Source organism: Vreelandella nigrificans (genome assembly GCF_002374315.1).
Taxonomy (GTDB): Bacteria; Pseudomonadota; Gammaproteobacteria; order Pseudomonadales; family Halomonadaceae; genus Vreelandella; species Vreelandella nigrificans.
The window spans coordinates 21,906-41,508 of the sequence record NZ_NWUX01000019.1 but is presented as its reverse complement, the minus strand read 5'-3'; the positions used below and the strand labels follow the sequence as shown (position 1 = coordinate 41,508).

General features: G+C 53.1%; 19 protein-coding genes. 16 read left to right on the top strand and 3 right to left on the bottom strand.

Annotation, left to right across the window (positions count from 1 at the left end; all coding sequences use genetic code 11):
- The first annotated feature begins 53 nt into the window (after positions 1-53).
- The 3 genes from CPA45_RS17190 (at position 54) to CPA45_RS17180 (ending at position 3,663) form a co-directional block, all read left to right on the top strand.
- Entirely contained in the window at positions 54-1,970 is a 1,917-nt protein-coding gene (locus tag CPA45_RS17190; RefSeq protein WP_096653629.1) for an ABC transporter ATP-binding protein, read from the top strand.
- A gap of 58 nt (positions 1,971-2,028) precedes the next feature.
- The gene (locus CPA45_RS17185) at positions 2,029-3,036 is read left to right on the top strand and encodes a zinc-dependent alcohol dehydrogenase family protein (protein ID WP_096653627.1); all 1,008 of its coding nucleotides are present in this window, start codon (positions 2,029-2,031) and stop codon (positions 3,034-3,036) included.
- A gap of 93 nt (positions 3,037-3,129) precedes the next feature.
- Positions 3,130-3,663, top strand: a complete 534-nt coding sequence (locus tag CPA45_RS17180) for an NUDIX hydrolase (RefSeq protein WP_096653625.1) — start codon at positions 3,130-3,132, stop codon at positions 3,661-3,663.
- 33 nt (positions 3,664-3,696) lie between these two features.
- Here the strand turns inward: CPA45_RS17180 and CPA45_RS17175 are convergent, their stop codons facing one another.
- Positions 3,697-3,963, bottom strand: coding sequence for a hypothetical protein (locus tag CPA45_RS17175; protein ID WP_096653623.1), 267 nt, complete (start codon positions 3,961-3,963; stop codon positions 3,697-3,699).
- Between the two features lie 153 nt (positions 3,964-4,116).
- Between CPA45_RS17175 and CPA45_RS17170 the strand changes: the two genes are divergently transcribed.
- Positions 4,117-5,313: a hypothetical protein gene (locus CPA45_RS17170; RefSeq protein WP_096653621.1), complete on the top strand. Its 1,197-nt coding sequence runs from the start codon at positions 4,117-4,119 to the stop codon at positions 5,311-5,313.
- Between the two features lie 8 nt (positions 5,314-5,321).
- The gene (locus CPA45_RS17165) at positions 5,322-6,152 is read left to right on the top strand and encodes a mechanosensitive ion channel family protein (RefSeq protein ID WP_096653619.1); all 831 of its coding nucleotides are present in this window, start codon (positions 5,322-5,324) and stop codon (positions 6,150-6,152) included.
- A gap of 93 nt (positions 6,153-6,245) precedes the next feature.
- On the opposite strand, the gene CPA45_RS17160 is transcribed toward CPA45_RS17165, so the two are convergent.
- The gene (locus CPA45_RS17160; protein WP_078086749.1) at positions 6,246-6,977 is read right to left on the bottom strand and encodes a YebC/PmpR family DNA-binding transcriptional regulator; all 732 of its coding nucleotides are present in this window, start codon (positions 6,975-6,977) and stop codon (positions 6,246-6,248) included.
- 187 nt (positions 6,978-7,164) lie between these two features.
- On the opposite strand from CPA45_RS17160, the gene CPA45_RS17155 reads away from it, so the two are divergent.
- The gene (locus CPA45_RS17155) at positions 7,165-7,782 is read left to right on the top strand and encodes a LysE family translocator (protein ID WP_096653617.1); all 618 of its coding nucleotides are present in this window, start codon (positions 7,165-7,167) and stop codon (positions 7,780-7,782) included.
- Positions 7,783-7,855: 73 nt separating this feature from the next.
- Positions 7,856-8,341, top strand: coding sequence for a glutathione peroxidase (locus CPA45_RS17150; RefSeq protein ID WP_096653615.1), 486 nt, complete (start codon positions 7,856-7,858; stop codon positions 8,339-8,341).
- Positions 8,342-8,358: 17 nt separating this feature from the next.
- Here CPA45_RS17150 and CPA45_RS17145 read toward each other — a convergent pair whose 3' ends face one another.
- Positions 8,359-8,742 carry a DUF7079 family protein gene (locus CPA45_RS17145; RefSeq protein ID WP_096653613.1) on the bottom strand — a complete coding sequence of 128 codons (384 nt, stop codon included), beginning with the start codon at positions 8,740-8,742 and terminating at the stop codon, positions 8,359-8,361.
- A 160-nt stretch (positions 8,743-8,902) separates the two neighbouring features.
- Here CPA45_RS17145 and fabV point away from each other — a divergent pair, with 160 nt between their 5' ends.
- The 9 genes from fabV to CPA45_RS17100 all read left to right on the top strand — a co-directional run bounded on the left by fabV (position 8,903) and on the right by CPA45_RS17100 (position 19,588).
- Positions 8,903-10,108, top strand: coding sequence for an enoyl-ACP reductase FabV (gene fabV, locus CPA45_RS17140; RefSeq protein WP_096653611.1), 1,206 nt, complete (start codon positions 8,903-8,905; stop codon positions 10,106-10,108).
- 70 nt (positions 10,109-10,178) lie between these two features.
- On the top strand, positions 10,179-10,394 hold the full coding sequence (locus CPA45_RS17135; protein ID WP_096653609.1) for a hypothetical protein: 216 nt from the start codon (positions 10,179-10,181) through the stop codon (positions 10,392-10,394).
- Between the two features lie 175 nt (positions 10,395-10,569).
- The gene (locus CPA45_RS17130) at positions 10,570-11,544 is read left to right on the top strand and encodes a GlxA family transcriptional regulator (protein ID WP_208858544.1); all 975 of its coding nucleotides are present in this window, start codon (positions 10,570-10,572) and stop codon (positions 11,542-11,544) included.
- 100 nt (positions 11,545-11,644) lie between these two features.
- Positions 11,645-12,859: an aspartate aminotransferase family protein gene (locus CPA45_RS17125; RefSeq protein ID WP_096653607.1), complete on the top strand. Its 1,215-nt coding sequence runs from the start codon at positions 11,645-11,647 to the stop codon at positions 12,857-12,859.
- Positions 12,860-12,894: 35 nt separating this feature from the next.
- The gene (locus tag CPA45_RS17120; protein ID WP_096653605.1) at positions 12,895-13,959 is read left to right on the top strand and encodes an arginine N-succinyltransferase; all 1,065 of its coding nucleotides are present in this window, start codon (positions 12,895-12,897) and stop codon (positions 13,957-13,959) included.
- Positions 13,959-14,990 (top strand): arginine N-succinyltransferase, encoded by a 1,032-nt coding sequence (gene astA / locus CPA45_RS17115; protein ID WP_096653603.1) that lies wholly within the window; start codon positions 13,959-13,961, stop codon positions 14,988-14,990. Before CPA45_RS17120 ends, astA begins: the two co-directional genes overlap by 1 nt.
- 48 nt (positions 14,991-15,038) lie before the next feature.
- Entirely contained in the window at positions 15,039-16,511 is a 1,473-nt protein-coding gene (gene astD, locus CPA45_RS17110; protein WP_096653601.1) for a succinylglutamate-semialdehyde dehydrogenase, read from the top strand.
- Positions 16,508-17,863, top strand: coding sequence for an N-succinylarginine dihydrolase (astB, locus tag CPA45_RS17105; RefSeq protein ID WP_096653599.1), 1,356 nt, complete (start codon positions 16,508-16,510; stop codon positions 17,861-17,863). The genes astD and astB overlap by 4 nt, the downstream gene beginning before the upstream one ends.
- 1,233 nt (positions 17,864-19,096) lie before the next feature.
- Positions 19,097-19,588, top strand: coding sequence for a 2-thiouracil desulfurase family protein (locus CPA45_RS17100; protein ID WP_208858543.1), 492 nt, complete (start codon positions 19,097-19,099; stop codon positions 19,586-19,588).
- Positions 19,589-19,603 lie beyond the last annotated feature (15 nt).

Below are 19,603 nucleotides of genomic sequence, written 5' to 3'. Positions count from 1 at the left end.
TCCCGCTTCTGCTAATCTCTACTTCTGTCTCACGAGTAACGTAAGGACCTCTTATGCTGTCACGTCTGCTCACGCCACTGTTCCGTTATTTTGAGGAGCGAGTAAGCCCTTACCCTGAAGGCGAAATCTCAACGCCGCCGAACGGGTTACTGCCCTTTATTTGGCACTTTTCACGGCCCGTATGGCCGTGGCTGCTGGTTATGTCACTGTTGACAGCGCTGGTTTCCACTGCGGAAGTAGTATTTTTCGGCTATATGGGAGAGCTGGTCGACTGGTTGAGCAGCGTTGATCGAACTGACTTCTGGGGAGACAACGGCCTCTGGCTGGCGGGCATTGGCCTTGCGGTTATCCTTGGCTTACCGCTGTTGGTGCTCATGCAATCGTTGGTGAACCACCAGACTATTTTTGGCAACTACCCGATGATTGGCCGCTGGCTGTCCCACCGCCACATGCTCAGTCAAAGTTTGGCATTTTATCAGGATGAGTTCGCTGGCCGGGTGTCGCAAAAAGTCATGCAAACGGCGCTGGCGATCCGTGAAACCGTCACTAAGGTGATGGATTTGATGGTCTATGCCATCGTCTACTTTACTGGAGCGGCAATTTTGCTGGGCCGTGCCGACCCATGGCTGCTGTTGCCCCTTGGTCTATGGCTAGTTGGCTATTTGAGCATTATGCGCTTTTTTGTTCCACGACTGCGAGATGTCTCCATGGCACAAGCTGACGCCCGTGCGCAGATGACCGGCCGTGTGGTGGATAGTTACAGCAATATCCAAACCATTAAGCTTTTCGCAGATACCGAACGTGAACAGGGCTATGCCAAAGATGCCATGGAAGGCTTTATGGTTACTGTACACCGCCAGATGCGTCTGGTCACAGTGATGAGCGTGTGCTTAACGCTGCTCAACACCCTGCTGCTGGTGGGTACTGCGGGTATGGCGATTAGCGCTTGGTACATGGACGTCATCTCTTTAGGCGTGCTGGCAATTGCCATAGCGCTGGTGATGCGTATTCGTTTTATGTCTGACTGGATTTTATGGGAAGTGGCCGGGCTGTTTGAAAATATTGGTACGGTACAGGATGGCATGAATACCATTGCTCAGGAGCCAACGATCAAAGATGCGCCTAATGCCAAAGCGCTTGTCGTGCCTAGCGGTGAGATTGTGTTTGAGGCGCTGCGTTTTCAGTATGCTCAAGCAAAAGGTGAAAGTAAGAACGTCTTTGATGGGCTAAGTTTGACCATTAAGCCCGGTGAGAAAATTGGCCTGATTGGCCGTTCTGGGGCGGGCAAGTCGACCCTGGCAAACCTGCTACTGCGCTTTTATGACCTACAAGGTGGGCGGATTTTAATCGACGGGCAGAATATTGCCGAAGTCACTCAGACCTCGCTGCGCCATCAGATAGGGATGGTGACTCAGGATACTTCGTTACTGCACCGCTCGCTGCGGGATAATATTCGCTATGGTACCCCACACGCTAGTGACGACGAGGTGTGGCAGGCCGTTTGCCGTGCCCATGCCGATAGCTTTATCAATGATTTGGTCGACCCCAAAGGGCGGCGTGGCCTGGATGCTCACGTGGGCGAGCGTGGCGTTAAGCTCTCCGGTGGCCAGCGTCAGCGCATTGCCATTGCCCGTGTGCTGCTTAAAAACGCGCCTATTCTTGTACTGGATGAAGCTACTTCCGCGTTGGATTCTGAAGTTGAGGCTGCCATCCAAGAGCAGTTGGATGCACTGATGGAGGGCAAGACAGTGATCGCGATAGCCCACCGACTTTCTACCATTGCCATGCTTGACCGTTTGATTGTGGTGGATGAGGGGCGCATGGTAGAGAGCGGCACCCATCAGGAACTGTTAGCGCAAAATGGTATTTACGCTGGCTTATGGAAGCGCCAGTCGGGTGGTTTTTTAGGACATGATCTTGAAGAGAGTGAGCTGCACGACCTTGATCTTGACTACAATGCCTCCATGTAGAATTAGACCGGTCGCTTATAGCGCATGTTTAACATAGCCCGTTTTACAGGAGGTAACGATGTACGCCATTCAGCTTCAGCAGCCTGGCGGTTTAGATAAACTGAGCCTGGTTGAGTTAGCCGCACCGGGTGAGCCTGGTCCTGGCGAGATCAAAGTACGCCTGCACGCTAGTTCGCTTAATTTTCACGACTATGCTGTGGTAGCGGGGATGATCCCCACTGACGATGGCCGTATTCCTATGTCTGACGGGGCTGGGGTTGTTGAAGCCGTTGGTGAGGGCGTTAGTGAGTTCGCGGTAGGAGATGCCGTGGTGTCTACCTTCTTCCCTGACTGGCTTGAAGGCCTGGCGCGAATAGGTGACTTCACCACCACGCCTGGGGATGGCGTTGATGGCTACGCCCGGGAACAGATTATCCGCCCGGCCACTTGGTTTACCCACCAGCCCAAGGGGTACAGCCATGCGGAGTCCGCAACACTAACCACAGCAGGCTTGACCGCTTGGCGTGCGTTGGTGGTAGATGGCGGTATTAAAGCCGGTGATACCGTGCTGGTGTTAGGCACTGGTGGCGTCTCCATCTTTGCGCTGCAGTTTGCCAAGATGATGGGAGCAAGGGTGATTGCTACGTCGTCTTCCAATGAAAAACTGGCCCGCCTGCGAGAGCTGGGAGCTGAGCACACCATCAACTATAAAGAGACGCCGAACTGGGGTAAGGCGGTTAAGGCATTAACCAATGGTGAAGGCGTGGACCACGTGGTTGAAGTAGGTGGCTCTGGCACGCTACCGCAGTCGATTGATGCAGTGAAAATTGGCGGACATATTTCGTTAATTGGCATACTCACTGGGCGTGAAGGAGAGATCCCCACCGCTAAGCTAATGGCCAAACAGGCTAGGCTGCAGGGGCTAATTGTGGGCAGCCGTCGTCATCAAATCGAGATGATTCGTGCCATTGAAGCGTCTAACCTTCGGCCCGTGATCGACCGAGAGTTTGCATTGCAAGAGATTGCTAATGCATTCCGCCATCAAGAGTCGGGTAAGCACTTTGGCAAAATCTGCTTAACATTTTAAGTGCTCAAACCTGCTCATGAAGTAATTAATTGAGCGAGTGAACTAAAGCGGCCATTTGCGTAGAATGGCCGCTTTTATTTTCCAGGGTTACCCATGCAGCACATTGCTCACCTTGTTCACGAGGCACTATCCGCCTCGCCTGCTTTAGAGAAAATGCGAGTGCTAAAGCGTGAAGCCTCACGTGCCATCGTTACCCGTAATGACAATATTTTGTTGCTCTACACCGAGCGTTATGACGACTTTAGCTTTCCCGGCGGTGGTATAGATGCTGGCGAAAGCCCTGAAGTTGGCTTGCATCGCGAGCTGTATGAAGAGACGGGGGCTCAAGATATTCAAGTAACATCACATTTTGGCTACGTGACAGAATATACCCCGACCTGGAAAAAGGAGTGGGATGTGATGTTTCAAACCTCCCATTGGTTTAATTGCCAAATTGGCAATACGTTAGGCGAGGCAAAGCTGGAAGATTACGAGGCAGCTAACGGCATGGCAGCGCAGTGGGTTTCGCTTGAAGATGCACTGCGCCATAACCGTAGTGTAATGGCTAGTAAGCCTGCCACAATGGGCTTTTCAATTCACCGCGAAACACTAGTGCTAGAACGTGTAGCCGCTGCATTGGGTTGCTAGGCACAAAAGCGCTATCGCTTACTAGTGCTAGCACTAGTTGGGTAAGCGGCTATATACCACGCCTTTTACTTCAAGCTCCCATATCTCGTCGTAGGGTACCGTGACGCCCTCCACATCGCCTGGGTCGCCGGTGCTATTTTTAATCTGTGTTTCAGGGATTACTTTTACGCCTGTCATGCCGACATGTTGAATACGTGCACTAAAGCGATTGCCGTCGTGTTCAATGAGCACTCGCTCCCCGGCAATGCACTTTGCAAGCTTCTCATGTAGCTCTCCCATGGTGACGTTTACCACGCTCATCTGTGCCCCCAGTGTGTCGCGTTTGTATAGAACAGCTATTAATAAAGCTCCTATTACTAGCGACTTCATTTTTGGCGATAAGTTCGGCTTGCTCCGCCACGTATTTAGGCAGAGACGTGCTAATCTTAATTATTTCCAGCCTAAGGTAGCCTTATGGCGAAGTGTTCAACCAAAGATGCTACATCGCTGTGGGAAGTGATCGAACTAACGCAGTTTTGCACACCGGAGCAGACTCAGGCTAGCCAGTGGCGGCGTAGTTGGCGAGCAGTAACCCGCTGGATAGCCGGTAGAGAGCCCGCAGAGCGTAAAGCGAAGCAAGAGAGCGAACTTCGACAGTTACCTGAGTTGAAACTTGCGCACTTGGTGCCTGAAGTGGATTGGTCACCTGTGGCTATGGCTTTTTCCCAGGTACTTTACCAGCAGGGTTTAGAAGAGCATCCGGTGGTGTTTTTTATTACTCCACCTCATGGTGGGCATGGCTCCGTGGTTCGCCACTGGGCGCAGCAGCAGGGGGTTAGCTGCTTGACCATGCCTACTTATCAAGAGATTTCTGATGGAAATCTTGAGTGGATAGCGTGTTGCGAAGCGCAGCCTGTCTGGGCATTACCTACATTAGAACGGTGCTTTCTACGCCATACACAAGGCTTACAAGGGGTGCGTGAACTATTGGAACGCGTGCTTAGTGGCCGTATGGGGAGGGGGGTGATTGGCTGTGACAGCTGGACATACGCATACTTACAGCAGGTAGTTGGCCTTGATAGTGCTCCAGTATTTACCTTGCAAGCTATGGAAGGGGAGCAGTTAGCACATTACTTTGCCAGTATTGTTCGCACCCGTCAGGATGCCCCGGTTGTATATAGCACGCGTACGGGAAACCAAGTCCTGGTGAGAAGTCGCCATAGTAAATTGGCTTATAAAGAGTTACAGCAATTAGCAGCCCATTGCCGTGGGCACTTAGGTATTGCATGGCACTATTGGCGGGAACGGCTACGTGAGCCTGCTGAAAGTGATGGTTCAAAACACTTTCAAGGTCGATCCCAGGAACTGTCTCAAGAGCCCCCGCAGGAGCTGTGGTTACTGGATGCTTTAGCAGAGGCAGAGTTGCCTGCGGAAACGGGGGATGTGGCCACGCTGCTGCTACATACGCTGCTAATTCATGGTGGGCTGGAGGAGCAGGCGCTAGGGGACGTACTCCCATTTTCCCGCCACGAAGTGTTAAACGCACGGTTATCGTTGGCCCGACAGGGGCTACTCTGCTGCCATCAGGGGTGCTGGCAAGTATCGCCATTAAGCTACGCTAGCGTGCGACAGTTGCTGGCCTCTCGGAACTACCTTGTGGATGCGCTTTAGGAGTACAGATGGACGATAAAGAGCAGTATGCCAGACTGTTTAACGATATCGATAGCGAAGCGCTGATTACCCTTGGAGTGATTTTAGTTATCAGCGTTTTGCTGATTATTGCCAGCCAGCGGGGATTGAACTGGCTAGCTAATCGATTACACGGGCCTATGCGTTTCCGGGTTTTTGCCCTCGTGCCTCTCACACGACTGCTTGTTTTAATCACCACGCTGGCAATTGCTGTGCCTATTGTAATCGAACCTTCATTACGCAATATGATAACGCTGTTGGGTGCAATTGGCTTAGCTATTGGCTTTGCCCTCAAAGATTACGTAAGCAGCCTGATTGCAGGAGTGGTCTCAGCCGTTGAACTGCCGTATCGCCCAGGTGACTGGATTGAAATTGAGGGCACTTACGGTGAGGTGAAACACGTTGGAATGCGTACCGTAGAAATTCAAACCCCAGATGATGATTTGGTAGCAGTGCCACATCTCAAACTGTGGGATTCGGCAATCCACAATGCCAATAACGGTGGCTCCAGCTTACAGTGCGTGGCAAGTTTTTATCTGCATCCCGAGCATGAGGCAGAAAAGGTACGTAAAATCTTGAGGGATGTAGCACTTACCAGCGCATATCTCAAGTTTGACCGACCCGTTATTGTCGTAGCAGAAGAGAAACCCTGGGGCACTCACTATCGTATCCGCGCTTATCCCGTCGACCCACGCCAACAGTTTTTATTTGTTACCGATCTGACCGTACGGGGTAAGCAGGTGCTTAGCGACTCAGGGGTTAAGCCAGCGCTGTTGTTGCCCGATACGGCCTTTTACGCGCGTAACGCGGTAACAGAGTGAATACGAACCCAGTGATTCGTATTGCAGATGGCAGCGGCTGGAACAGTGGTAACACTTCTTCCAGCCGCGATGGGCTAAGTCGAGGCTAACGGTTTACTCGCTCTCTGCGGGAAGCTCGGCACTATGGAATACGTTTTGCACGTCATCCAGGTCGTTCAGCATGCCAAGCAGTTTTTCGAACATGACCACGTCGTCACCTTCAACCGGCGTGGTGTTTTGCGGCAAAAACTGAATTTCATCCACTTCAAAATCGATCTCACCAAAGGCATCCAGCAGTGCCTGTTTGGCTTTGGCGTAGTCGGTATGCGGGGCGAAGACGGTAATACGGCCCTCTTCCTGCTCGATATCGGTAACGTCGACATCGGCTTCCATTAGCGCTTCAAGCACGGCTTCTTCGTCACTACCGGTAAACGAGAAAATAGCGCAGTGGTCAAACATATGGCTAACGCTACCGGGCGTACCAATCTTACTTTTGGTTTTAGTGAAGCAACCACGTACGTCGCCGAAGGTACGGTTAGGATTGTCAGTTAAGCAGTCAACAATCACCATGGCATTGCCTGGGCCAAAACCCTCATAGCGCGCCGTTGAAAAATCTTCACCGCCAGCGCCACTGGCTTTATCCAGTGCTTTATCGATCACGTGTGAAGGCACTTGATCTTTTTTTGCACGCTCCATTAAACCGCGTAGCGCTAGGTTGCCGTTAGGGTCTGTGCCGCCGGCTTTAGCGCAGACGTAAATTTCACGCCCGTACTTACTATAAACCTTGGTTTTCGCAGCGGCCGTTTTGGCCATGGATTCCTTACGGTTTTGAAACGCCCTACCCATGTTGAAGTCCTTTATAAGCCATGAACCGCCTGCGTGGCAGGCGTCATCTTGATCAAAAAGGGGAAAATTTTACCCAACAGCGTACCATGCTAACAGCGTTATTTAAGCGCTTACATTTATTCCCTAGATGCTTCGACGGCTGGAGTATACTAGCTTGTCCTTTCTTACTTTTTTCATGGAGAGAAAAATGCCGCTGTCACTCTGGCTGTCGTTGGTCGCGATTTGCGCTATGGGAGCTATGTCACCGGGGCCAAGTTTGGCACTGGTATTGCGCCATACATTAGGGGGCGGGCGTTTGCCCGGCGTAACGGCCGCTGTATTTCACGCGCTTGGAGTGGGGTTTTATGCGCTGTTAACTGTATGGGGGTTGGGGGCCTTGATTGTTCGCCATCCCCAGCTGTTTCAAGTGGTCACGTGGCTTGGCGCTGCCTATTTAGCTTGGTTAGGTATCAAAGCGCTGCGAGCAGGTAGAGCAGGGGGGATCGCGCCAGGAGCAGTGATGACCACCACGCGCCAAGCTGCCAAAGAGGGAGTACTAGTGGCGCTAGGCAACCCCAAGTTGATCATCTTTTTTGTCGCTTTGCTTAGCCAGTTTGTCACTCCTGAGATGAGCATCTTTGCCAAAGCAATTATTGTGGCCACAGCTATGGTGATTGATGGTGGCTGGTATGTACTAGTGGCAGTGGGGCTCTCTCACTCGAGCGTATTACCTTGGCTACATCGTTATGCTCACTGGATTAATCGAGTCACTGGCGTGCTGCTGATCGCTCTGGCACTGCGAGTAGTGCTAGGACCAATCAGTTAACCGGCTCTAGCCTAACGGCATGCGTCGTGGCATGGTGATAACACGCTAGCGAAGGCATGTAAGGGGCCTTGCAATGATGATTTATGATCAAGACTGTTATACCCATACAGGCGAGCCATTTAATTTACGGGCGCTTCGCGGCCAAGTATTGCTCGTGGTCAATGTGGCTAGCCAATGTGGTTTTACACCACAATTAAAAGAGTTGGAAACACTGTATAAGCGCTACCGTGACCGTGGCTTTACGGTGCTTGGTTTTCCCTGTAATCAGTTTGGCAGACAGTCACCAGAGAGCGCCGAGGCGTTTTGTGCCTTTGGTGAGCAGCAGTTTGGCGTTAGCTTTCCATTGATGGAAAAAGTGCGTGTTAATGGTCACGCAGCTCACCCCTTGTTTGTCATGCTCAAACGGGAAGCGCCAGGCGTCATGGGTACAAAGGCAATCAAATGGAACTTCACCAAGTTTTTAGTCGGGCGTGATGGTCAAGTGATTGCCCGCTTTGGCCCTAAAGATCATGGCCTTCCGCTGCGCTTAGCGTTGGAAGCCGAACTTGATAAAAAGTAACTGAATACGGAGCTTGCTTAAACCTCACCGCGTGCAACCATTAAACGATTCATTAGTGCGTTCCAGCGGTGGCGCACCATCATTGTCGTTAAACCTGAAAATAAAGCCCAGCTTTTGCGTCGCCAACCATTTAAACGCAGATTATGGTTAACTAGCTGTTTCATAAGTTTATAGTCGTCAAATCTACGCCACTCGCTGGCTACAGAGAGTTGGTGCCGTGTCATCACCGGCGCCATTTCTAAGCGAAACATCCATTCAAGCTCCTTAAGCGACATGTCATGCTGTTGAATGACATCAATCATCTTGGCGTAGTCGCGTTCACTCGGTTCACGGTCTAGCCAGAGTGGTGCCAGGGCAAGCCATAGGTCGCCACGCTCATCGACTAACTGCTGTGCATTCATAGGGTCGTCTCTTTGGCCGGTAGTGGGCAGGTCGCTATCCTGCCGTGAATGATGGATAAGCTCAAGAGCGGACAGGGCGCGCTGAGACGGCTAGAATAGCCCCACTAACCAATGGCATGGCCATGTTGATAACGAAATCAATTTGATGAAGAGGTCCAACGTGATTATTAAACCTAAAGTGCGTGGCTTTATCTGTACAACGACTCACCCTGTAGGCTGCGAGCAGAACGTTCTCGAACAGATCGAAGCGACTCGTGCCCGCGGCTTAGATAAAAACGCTGGCCCTAAAAAAGTATTGGTGATTGGCGCTTCCAGTGGCTACGGATTAGCTGCGCGTATTACCGCTGCGTTTGGTTACGGTGCCGACACTCTGGGCGTATTTTTTGAAAAGCCCAGCAGCGATACAAAGACTGGTACTGCTGGCTGGTACAACAGCGCTGCGTTCGACAAGTTTGCCAAGCAGGAAGGCCTGTATAGCAAGTCGATCAACGGCGATGCTTTCTCGCATGAAGCGCGAGAAAAAGCCATTGAGTTAATCAAGCAGGACATGGGCGAAGTTGATCTAGTGGTTTACTCACTAGCCTCGCCTGTGCGTAAGCTGCCAGATACTGGTGAAGTAAAGCGCTCAAGCCTGAAACCGATTGGTGAAACCTACCGTGCCACGGCGATTGATACCAATAAAGATGTCATCATCGAAGCGCAAGTAGAGCCTGCTACACAGCAAGAGATCGACGACACCATCACCGTAATGGGTGGCGAAGATTGGGAACTGTGGATGAATGCTCTTGACCAAGCTGGCGTGTTAGCAAAAGGCGCGCGCAGTGTGGCGTTTAGTTACATTGGTACTGAAATCACCTGGCCTATTTACTGGCATGGTGCGTTGGGCAAAGCCAAAGAAGACCTGGACCGCGCAGCGGCCGCTATTGATGCCAAACTGCAAACGAGCGGTGGTGGTGCCAATGTGGCGGTGCTCAAATCGGTGGTGACCCAAGCCAGCGCAGCGATTCCCGTCATGCCGCTATATATTGCGATGGTATATCGCATTATGAAAGAACAGGGCCTGCATGAAGGAACTATAGACCAACTGAATCGCCTGTTCGGCGAGCGTCTGTACTCAGGCCAGCAAGAAGAAATGGCAACCGACGAGCAAGGTCGTGTGCGCCTGGATGACTGGGAACTGCGTGACGACGTTCAAAAAGCCTGCCAAGACTTGTGGGCAGACGTTACAACAGAAAACTTATTCGAAATTACCGACTATGCTGGTTATAAGCATGAGTTTTTGAAGCTATTTGGCTTTGAACGTGATGATGTGGACTACGACGCGGATGTGAACCCTAATGTCGAGTTCGATGTCATTAGCTTATAAGCGGTGATGCGGTTGCGCTAGCTAGAGGTCGTCGCACTCGCTTTTTCTGCCGGAGTAACAGGAGGCGTTTATGGATACCAGGGAAAGTAAAACTCGGGAAGAAGAGAAAGAGCACGTATTGAATCAGCGCATACCAGAGGACTTTGAAAGCGCTGCGCCTCAGCGCCAGCCTGAAGCTAAGAAACCACCCAGTGGAATGTACAAGTTGCTTCCTTTGGTAATTATAGTCCTAGGGATAGTAGTGGCTGGGTTTCTAATTCTTGGCGCAGGCAATAGCGGAGGCTAAGGTTCTCTCGCCAAACAAATTGCCGGGCCAATGCCCGGCAATTTGCATTTTTACGCCCTATTTTTGTTTGAAAGGCCATAGCGCTGCCTTCGGGTACACAATTGGGTAAGATGGCGTTGTTACCCCGATGCTTCCTCTAGTTGAAGGCGATTTTCATGCAGCACAGCCACTTATCATGTATTCAAGCGCATTAACACCTCCTGCCAGCAGCCGTAAGCGAGTGGCCTTTGTGCTGCTGCCGGGGTTTTCATTACTGGCCCATGCTAGCGCCATTGAACCGCTGCAAATGGCTAATCAACTGAGTGGGCAAATGCTGTATCACACGGTCACTCTGAGCCTGAGTGAAGAGCCCGTGCGCAGCAGTGCGCAACTTTCCCTCCTAGCACAGCACACTTTAGATGCGCCTCTTGGTCCTCTGGACATGTTATTGATATGTGCGCCCACACCACTGCCCTATGCACTGCCCGCCAAACTAAATGAATGGTTGCGTAGCCACCAGGGGAGAGGCGTGGCCATCGGTGGGCTTGCCGGCGGTACCGAGGTGCTGGCTCGTTGCGGGTTATTAGAAGGTTATCGGGCCACGTTACCCTGGCAGCGCTTTGATGCGTTTGTTCAGGCGTATCCTCAGGTCACACTATCTCAACAGCTGTTCGAAATTGACCGCGATAGGCTGACCTGTGCGGGCGGTACGGCAGCGATGGATATGATGCTCACACTGATTAGTCAGCATCACGGCCAGCGATTAGCTGAGCAAGTATCTGAGCAGTTTGTCTGCGATCGTATCCGCCTTGCTGACGAGCGCCAGCACGTACCTCTGCGTAACCGCTTGGGCCATGCGCCACAAAGCTTGGTAGATGCCGTTACGCTAATGGAGGCCAATATTGAGGAGCCGCTTTCAACATTGGAGCTAGCAGAGCATTTGGGTATTTCTCGGCGGCAGTTGGAGCGGCTGTTTAAAAAATATTTACAGGCAGTGCCTAGCCGTTACTACCTAGATTTACGTCTTCAGGAAGCTCGCAAACAGCTAAGAGAGAGTGATCGTCCTGTAGGAGATATCGCACTGATCACAGGATTCTCCTCTGGTGCGCACTTTTCCACTGCTTATCGAAACCACTTTGGCATCACGCCACGAGAAGAGCGGCTTGGTTAAGCGCGGCTTTTCATAATTTACCGTCCCAATACTGTAAGCACGGTGTCCACCGCCACCCGTATACTAAATCTATTGTCTACCCCACTGGAGGTATCGTCCCATGAGTTACACCCCAAACCGTCAGGATTTCGATCACTACATGGCGCCCAACTACTCGCCACAGCAGATTATCCCAGTGCGCGGGGAAGGTAGCCGCCTGTGGGATCAGCAAGGGCGTGAATATATCGACTTCGCGGGCGGTATCGCGGTGAACTCTCTTGGCCATTGCCATCCAGTGCTGGTAAATGCACTAAAAGAGCAGGGCGAAAAACTTTGGCACCTGTCTAACGTATTTACCAATGAGCCTGCGCTTAAGCTTGCCAAGACGCTCACTGAGCGCACCTTTGCCGATAAAGTATTTTTATGCTCTTCCGGCGGCGAAGCCAATGAAGCCGCACTGAAGCTAGCTCGTCGTTGGGCGGTTGACCACCATGGTGAGCATAAAGATAAAATCATCTCGTTTTATCAATCTTTCCATGGTCGTACTTTCTTCACCGTGAGCGTAGGTGGCCAGCCCAAGTACTCTCAAGGTTTTGGACCAGTGCCCGGCGGTATTTTGCACGCCAATTTCAATGACCTTGAAAGTGTCCGCCAGCTGGTGGGCGAGGATACCTGCGCGATTATGGTTGAACCCATGCAGGGCGAAGGCGGTATTGTTCCCGCGACGCAAGAGTTCCTCCAGGGGCTGCGTGATCTGTGTGATGAGCACAATGCGCTACTGATTTTTGATGAAGTTCAGACCGGTGTTGGCCGCAGCGGCGAGCTCTACGCGTACAAGAACTTCGGCATCACTCCAGACATCTTAACCAGCGCTAAATCCTTGGGCGGCGGCTTCCCCGTTGGCGCTACGTTAACCACCGAAGCCATTGCCAAGTCCTTGGCAATTGGTACCCACGGATCGACTTACGGCGGTAATGCTTTGGCATCTGCGGTGGCGCTTGCAGTGGTAGAGTTTATTGATACCCCCAAAGTGCTCGAAGGTGTTAAGCATCGTCACGACCTATTTCGCGAACACCTGGAAACTATCAACCGCAAGCACGGCGTGTTTAAAGAGATCCGTGGCATGGGACTGCTAATCGGCGCGCAAATGTCTGATGCCTTCGAAGGCCGTGCCAAAGATATTCTACCGCTGGCCATTGAAGAGGGTGTCATGGCGCTGATCGCGGGCCCCAATGTATTGCGCATGGCGCCGTCGTTAGTGATTCCTGAGGCGGATATTGCTGAAGGTATGGCGCGTTTGGAACGTGCCATTGAGCGGCTTGTTGCCAGCGCATGAGTAGGCAACAAGCTACACAAGAGGGGGCGCTAAGGATGTTGGTAATCCGACCGGTAACAATGGCTGACCTTCCAGCCCTGGAGCAGTTGGCCGAGCACGCAGTGCCACGGCTCACCAATCTGCCCGCTAACCGTGACCGGCTTGAGGAGCGCATAGTGCGCTCCCAGGAAGCCTTCAATAGCCAAGTAGAGTTTCCCGGCCACGAGCACTATATGTTCGTATTGGCAGATGATAGCCGAGACGAAGTGTTGGGTACGGCTACCATCCGTGCCCAGGCGGGGGCTGCGGAAGCTTATTACACCTACCGCCAAGAGACGCTGATTCATGCTTCCCAGCAGCTTAATGTGCGCCGGGAAGTACAGACGTTAGCGCTCTCTCACGAGGCGTCTGACGCCACACTACTCTGCGCTTTGTCGCTGAATCCGCGTTATAAAGGCACCAGTGCTGAAAGCCTGCTACGCCGGGCGCGGCTAATGTTTATTGCTCAATATCCGGAGCGTTTTTCGCGCATTCTGACGGTGGCGTTTCCAGGCTATCTGGATAGTAGTAATGAATCACCTTTTTGGGAGAGCGTGGGCCGCCACTTTTTTGCTCGCAGCTTTCACGAAATGAATCACATTGCCGGGGTGCGCTCGAAAAGCTTTATTGCCGAAGTGATGCCTCAGTTTCCGCTCTATCTACCGCTTCTAACACCCCAGGCGCGGGCGGCCATTGGCCGTGAACATCCCGCCCATGAAGAAGCCTTGGCTGAAATGCTGGCCGAGGGATTTGTACGCTCTCGCCATGTAGATATTTTCGATGCCGGGCCAATTGTTAAAGCTGAACGAGAGCGGCTGGAAACTTTCCGTCGTGCTGCGTGGCACCCGGTTAGGATACGGCCGGAGCATGCCTTGCCCGATGCGGAGCCGGCGATGATTGCCAACCAAACTCTCGGCGATTTCCGCTGCATCGTGGCGCGCTATGCGCTCTCGCCCACCGGTCAGTTAATGCTTTCCCCCGAACACGCCGAGCGTTTGGGAGTTGAAGAGGGACGTGCGGTTTTGGCAGCACCACTAACCCTGCCTAGCGCGGTAGATGCGCTCGATGAAGGAGAGATGTAATGCGCATTCGACCCATTGCCCGTGATGATCTAGATGGGCTCCAGGCGCTTGCGCAGCAGGCAGGCGTTGGCTTCACCTCGTTGCCAGATAATCGCGAGTTCTTGGCCGGTAAAATTGAAGCAGCCGCCCGTGCATTTGAAGAGCGCACCGCGATAGATGACCGACTTTATTTCTTTGTGCTAGAAGATGAAGAAAACGGTGAATTGGCTGGCTGTTGTGCCATTGAAGGTCAAGTAGGGCGGGAAGTGCCATTCTATAACTACCGATTAGGCACCCTGGCCCACTCATCCATCCAACTCGATCTGCACCGCACCATCGATACGCTGTTTTTAAGCTCTGATCATACCGGCGACGCGGAAGTATGTTCGTTATTTCTACGCCCGGAGTATCGCGGCGAAGCTAACAAGCACCTGCGTAATGGTGCACTGCTTTCCAAGGCACGTTGGTTGTTTATTGCTCAATTTCGCGATCGTTTCCCGCAAAAAGTATTGGCGGAAATGCGGGGGGTATTTGATGAAAACAATAAAAGCCCCTTCTGGGAGAGCTTAGGTAAGCATTTCTTCCCGATGGATTTCAACGAAGCCGACCGGCTCACTGGTTTGGGGCAGAAAAGCTTTATTGGCGAGTTAATGCCCAAGTTTCCGATATACACCACTTTTATGTCGGAAGAGGCACGTTCCTGTATTGGCCAGGTACACCGTCATACTCGCCCAGCGCTGGAAATGCTCAAAAAAGAGGGGCTGCGTTGGGAGGGATATATCGACATTTTTGATGGTGGTCCCACGGTAGAGGCTTACATCGACGATGTACGGGCAATTCGCAACTCACGGCTATGCCAGGTTGAAATATCCCCAAGCGCACGTGACGAAAGCGTCAGTCGATGGCTGGCCGCGACTACCCAGATGCTGGGCTTCACCGCTGGCTGGATAGGCCGTGCGCCCAGCGATGACAACATTATTGTGCTGAACCAGCAAGAAGCCAAGCGGCTGGGCGTCACCACAGGTGACCACCTGCGTTTACTGGAAACCTAGCTCTTCACAAGTACGTATAACAAGCACGCATGAGGGAAGGAGAGAACGATGCACGCCCAACAGCAGCAACTGATCAATGGCGCCTGGGTAGCAGGCGAAGCAGACCACTTCACTAAGTATGACCCTGTCGCAGGCAAATTGTTATGGCAGGGAGGCTCCGCCTCAAGCGGGCAGGTTAGCGCTGCTATTGATGCCGCAAGGGCCGCTTTTCCTGCGTGGGCGCGCACGTCGTTTGCAGAACGCCAAGCGCTTGTTGAGCGCTTTGCCAGTATTGTCAAAGCGCGGAGTGAAGAGCTTGCTACGGCGATTGCTAGTGAAACTGGCAAACCGCTCTGGGAAGCGCGCACCGAGGCAGGTGCAATGGTGGGTAAAGTGGCGCTTTCGATTAAGGCCTACTTGGAGCGTACTGGCGAGCGTGAAAAAGAGGTAGGTAGCGCTAAAGCAGTGCTGCGCCATCGGCCTCACGGAGTGATGGCAGTCTTTGGGCCTTACAACTTCCCAGGCCATCTGCCTAACGGCCACATGGTGCCTGCGTTGTTAGCGGGTAACACCGTGGTGTTTAAACCTAGTGATCAAACACCGCTAACCGCTGACTTAACCCTGCAGTGTTGGTTAGAAGCTGGGCTGCCCGCTGGGGTGATTAACGTGGTACAGGGCGGTGTCGCCGTGGGCCAAGCGCTTGCTGCGCACCCAGGAATTGATGGTTTATTGTTTACCGGCAGCGCGAAAGTAGGTGGTATGTTGCAGCAGCAGTTTGCTGGTCAGCTAGACAAAATTCTGGCGTTGGAGCTAGGGGGTAATAACCCGCTGGTGGTGAAAGATGTCGATGATCAGCGCGCGGCGGTGCTGGCTATTTTGCAGTCGGCATTTTTATCTGGTGGCCAGCGCTGCACCTGCGCCCGCCGTTTAATGGTACCCCAGGGAGAAGTAGGCGACCGTCTGGTTGAAGCACTTTCTGACGCGATCGCCAAGCTGCATGTGGCTGGGCAGTTTGAAGAAGCGCCAGCGCCTTTTTATGGTGGCTTGGTGAGTGTCGCCGCTGCTGATGGCTTACTTAAAGCACAAGATGAGCTTGAAGCCATGGGGGGGACAGTGATCAACCGCATGCAGCGCCTTGAGGAAGGGACCAGTCTGCTAAGTCCGGCACTGATCGACGTAACGGGGCTTGACGTACCTGATGAGGAGCATTTCGGGCCGCTGCTTAAAATCCACCGCTATCGTGACTGGGATGAAGCTCTGGCACTTGCCAACAATACGCGCTATGGCCTTTCCGCCGGTCTCATTGGTGGCGATAAAGCTGACTGGGATGACTTCTTGTTGCGCATCCGTGCAGGCATCGTGAACTGGAACCGCCAAACCACCGGCGCATCCGGTGATGCACCGTTTGGTGGCGTTGGTGACAGCGGTAATCATCGCCCTAGCGCCTACTATGCAGCGGACTATTGCGCCTACCCTGTTGCCTCGATGGAGGCTGACACCCTGGAAATGCCTGACACCTTACCAGCAGGAGTCAATTTATGAGTAATGCCTCAATTAGCAGCGTAAGGGAAGTCAACTTCGACGGCTTGGTAGGCCCGACCCATAACTACTCAGGATTGGCCCACGGCAACGTAGCATCTATGAGCCATGGCGGCTTAGTCTCTAATCCTAGGGAAGGGGCACTTCAGGGACTGCTCAAAATGAAGTCGCTGATGGACGCAGGCTATGCCCAAGGCGTACTGCCGCCCCAGCAGCGCCCGGATGTTGGCGCGCTGAGGGATTTAGGGTTTAGTGGCCGCAATAGCGAAGTGCTGGCCCGTGCCGCTAAAGAAGCCCCGCAGCTGCTGCGGGCGGTTTGCTCTGCTTCGAGTATGTGGACCGCCAATGCGGGCACCATTACCCCTAGCATTGATGCACCGGATGGCCGGGTACACTTTACGCCTGCCAACCTGCAATCCAGCTTTCATCGCTACTTAGAACCACAAACTACCGGGCGCGTGCTGCAGGCGATCTTCCGTGACGAGCAGCATTTCGCGCACCATCCGGTGCTGCCTGCAACACCTGCATTCTCCGACGAAGGGGCGGCTAACCATACCCGCCTTTGCGGCGAACATGGTGAGCCCGGCGTTCACCTGTTTGTATATGGCCGTCAGGCATTTGGCGAAGGGCGCGAACCCATACGATACCCTGCGCGGCAAACCTTGGAAGCGAGCCAAGCGGTGGCCCGTCAGCACGGGTTAACAGAGGCGCAAACGGTATTTGCTCAACAGCACCCGGACGCCATCGATGCGGGCGTTTTCCATAATGACGTGATTGCTGTAGGCAATGGCCCCGTACTGCTCTATCACGAAATGGCGTTCTTGGATGAAGAGCGCACCCTCAATGAGCTGCGTGCCAAAATGACCACACCGCTAATTCCAGTGCGGGTGCCATTGGAAGCGGTAAGCATGGAAGATGCAGTAGCATCTTACCTGTTCAACTCCCAACTGCTTTCCAATCCAGACGGAACCATGACGCTAGTGGTTCCCAGTGAGTGCCAGGAGCGCGAAGCGGTATGGCGTACTATTCAGGATCACTTGCTAGCGGGTAACAACCCCATCAGTGACGTCATCGTTAAAGATGTTAAACAGAGCATGCGCAATGGTGGTGGGCCTGCTTGCCTACGCTTGCGCGTGGCACTGTCAGACGTCGAGTGTGCAGCGCTTACCGGCCGTGTACTGCTCAATGACGAACTGTATGATGACTTAACCGCTTGGGTGAACCGCCATTATCGTGATCGGCTGGCTGTAGACGATCTTGCCGACCCGCAGCTTGCGGAAGAATCACTAGCCGCCCTGGATGAGCTAACGCAGTTGTTAAAGATTGGGCCTGTTTACCCGTTTCAGTTGGGGTAGAGGCTTAACTGCGCAAGATACCAAAACGCCAAGGCCATGCCTTGGCGTTTTACATTGAGCTATGTGTATCGAATTCAGTATTAATGTAGCGCGGGTAAGCCTACGGCGCACCCGCGGAGGTGGCTTGGTATGGCTGGGTGGCTGCGTCTGTCGCGGGTGCCTTGCGTTTGTTCGTTCCTCTCACAAGGCGCGTTACGCCGCGCTACGAAATGTGCGCTAACCACGTGCATGAGATATGCGCTACTTGGTTTTGTAGCGCGGGTAAGCCTACGGCGCACCCGCGGAGGTGGCATGGTGTGGCCGGGTGGCTGAGTCCATCGCGGGTGCCTTGCGTTTGTTCGTTCCTCTCACAAGGCGCGTTACGCCGCGCTACGAAATGTGCGCTAACCACGTGTATGAGATGTGCACTACTTGGTTTTGTAGCGCGGGTGAGCCTACGGCGGACCCGCGGAGGTGGCTTGGTGTGGCTGGGTGGCTGCGTCTGTCGCGGGTGCCTTGCGTTTGTTCGCTCCTCTCACAAGGCGCGTTACGCCGCGCTACGAAATATGCGCTAACCACGTGCATGAGATGTGCACTACTTGGTTTTGTAGCGCGGGTAAGCCTACGGCGCACCCGCGGAGGTGGCTTGGTGTGGCCGGGTGGCTGAGTCCATCGCGGGTGCCTTGCGTTTGTTTGTTCCTCTCACAAGGCGCGTTACGCCGCGCTACGAAATATGCGCTAACCACGTGCATGAGATGTGCACTGCTTGGTTTTGTAGCGCGGGTAAGCCTACGGCGCACCCGCGGAGGTGGTTTGGTATGGCCGGGTGGCTGAGTCCATCGCGGGTGCCTTGCGTTTGTTCGTTCCTCTCACAAGGCGCGTTACGCCGCGCTACGAAATGTGCGCTAACCACGTGTATGAGATGTGCACTACTTGGTTTTGTAGCGTGGGTAAGCCTACGGCGCACCCGCGGAGGTGGCTTGGTGTGGCTGGGTGGCTGCGTCTGTTGCGGGTGCCTTGCGTTTGCTCGTTCCTCTCACAAGGCGCGTTACGCCGCGCTACGAAATGTGCGCTAACCACGTGCATGAGATGTGCACTACTTGGTTTTGTAGCGCGGGTAAGCCTACGGCGCACCCGCGGAGGTGGCTTGATACAGCCTCAAAATGCTGCTGTTATAGTTAAGGTAAAACCACTGATAAGAGGTGCAGTGGTAGTATTAGCTATGTGTCAGCCACCATATTAGAGATCAGTATTTTGAGAAAAATATTAATCAGTGCCTGCTTGTTGGGGAAAAAGGTTCGTTACGATGGTGGCTCCCTTGCCGTAGCTAATCAGGTTGTTGAGCAGTGGCGCGCTGACGGCCGGATCGTTTCTGTGTGCCCAGAGGTGGAAGCGGGGATGAGTATTCCTAGGAAACCCGCGGAGATTTCCGAGGGCTGTGGTGAGAGCGTATTAAGCGGCGATGCTGATGTTATTGAAAGAGACGGCGGCAGGGTAACCCATGAATTTTTAACAGGCGCCTCTATTGCCTTGGACCTATGCCATAAATTCAATATCGATGTCGCAGTGCTTGCTGAATTTAGCCCCTCATGCGGAAGCTCCGCTATCTATGACGGTAGCTTTTCCGGTAAAAAAATGCCTGGTATGGGGGTAACCGCCGCACTGCTGCGCCAGCATGGTGTTCAAGTGTTTAGCCAGCATGAAATAGAGGAAGCTAATAAGGCAATTCAACAGCAAAGTGAGTGATGGGATAGCGCTATG

Bases quoted from the DNA above. Each gene is read 5' to 3' on its own strand.
- CPA45_RS17190 (WP_096653629.1), top strand. From the start codon at position 54: ATGCTGTCACGTCTGCTCACGCCACTGTTCCGTTATTTTGAGGAGCGA.
- CPA45_RS17185 (WP_096653627.1), top strand. From the start codon at position 2,029: ATGTACGCCATTCAGCTTCAGCAGCCTGGCGGTTTAGATAAACTGAGC.
- CPA45_RS17180 (WP_096653625.1), top strand. From the start codon at position 3,130: ATGCAGCACATTGCTCACCTTGTTCACGAGGCACTATCCGCCTCGCCT.
- CPA45_RS17175 (WP_096653623.1), bottom strand. From the start codon at position 3,963: ATGAGCGTGGTAAACGTCACCATGGGAGAGCTACATGAGAAGCTTGCA.
- CPA45_RS17170 (WP_096653621.1), top strand. From the start codon at position 4,117: ATGGCGAAGTGTTCAACCAAAGATGCTACATCGCTGTGGGAAGTGATC.
- CPA45_RS17165 (WP_096653619.1), top strand. From the start codon at position 5,322: ATGGACGATAAAGAGCAGTATGCCAGACTGTTTAACGATATCGATAGC.
- CPA45_RS17160 (WP_078086749.1), bottom strand. From the start codon at position 6,977: ATGGGTAGGGCGTTTCAAAACCGTAAGGAATCCATGGCCAAAACGGCC.
- CPA45_RS17155 (WP_096653617.1), top strand. From the start codon at position 7,165: ATGCCGCTGTCACTCTGGCTGTCGTTGGTCGCGATTTGCGCTATGGGA.
- CPA45_RS17150 (WP_096653615.1), top strand. From the start codon at position 7,856: ATGATGATTTATGATCAAGACTGTTATACCCATACAGGCGAGCCATTT.
- CPA45_RS17145 (WP_096653613.1), bottom strand. From the start codon at position 8,742: ATGAATGCACAGCAGTTAGTCGATGAGCGTGGCGACCTATGGCTTGCC.
- CPA45_RS17135 (WP_096653609.1), top strand. From the start codon at position 10,179: ATGGATACCAGGGAAAGTAAAACTCGGGAAGAAGAGAAAGAGCACGTA.
- CPA45_RS17130 (WP_208858544.1), top strand. From the start codon at position 10,570: ATGTATTCAAGCGCATTAACACCTCCTGCCAGCAGCCGTAAGCGAGTG.
- CPA45_RS17125 (WP_096653607.1), top strand. From the start codon at position 11,645: ATGAGTTACACCCCAAACCGTCAGGATTTCGATCACTACATGGCGCCC.
- CPA45_RS17120 (WP_096653605.1), top strand. From the start codon at position 12,895: ATGTTGGTAATCCGACCGGTAACAATGGCTGACCTTCCAGCCCTGGAG.
- astA (WP_096653603.1), top strand. From the start codon at position 13,959: ATGCGCATTCGACCCATTGCCCGTGATGATCTAGATGGGCTCCAGGCG.
- astD (WP_096653601.1), top strand. From the start codon at position 15,039: ATGCACGCCCAACAGCAGCAACTGATCAATGGCGCCTGGGTAGCAGGC.
- astB (WP_096653599.1), top strand. From the start codon at position 16,508: ATGAGTAATGCCTCAATTAGCAGCGTAAGGGAAGTCAACTTCGACGGC.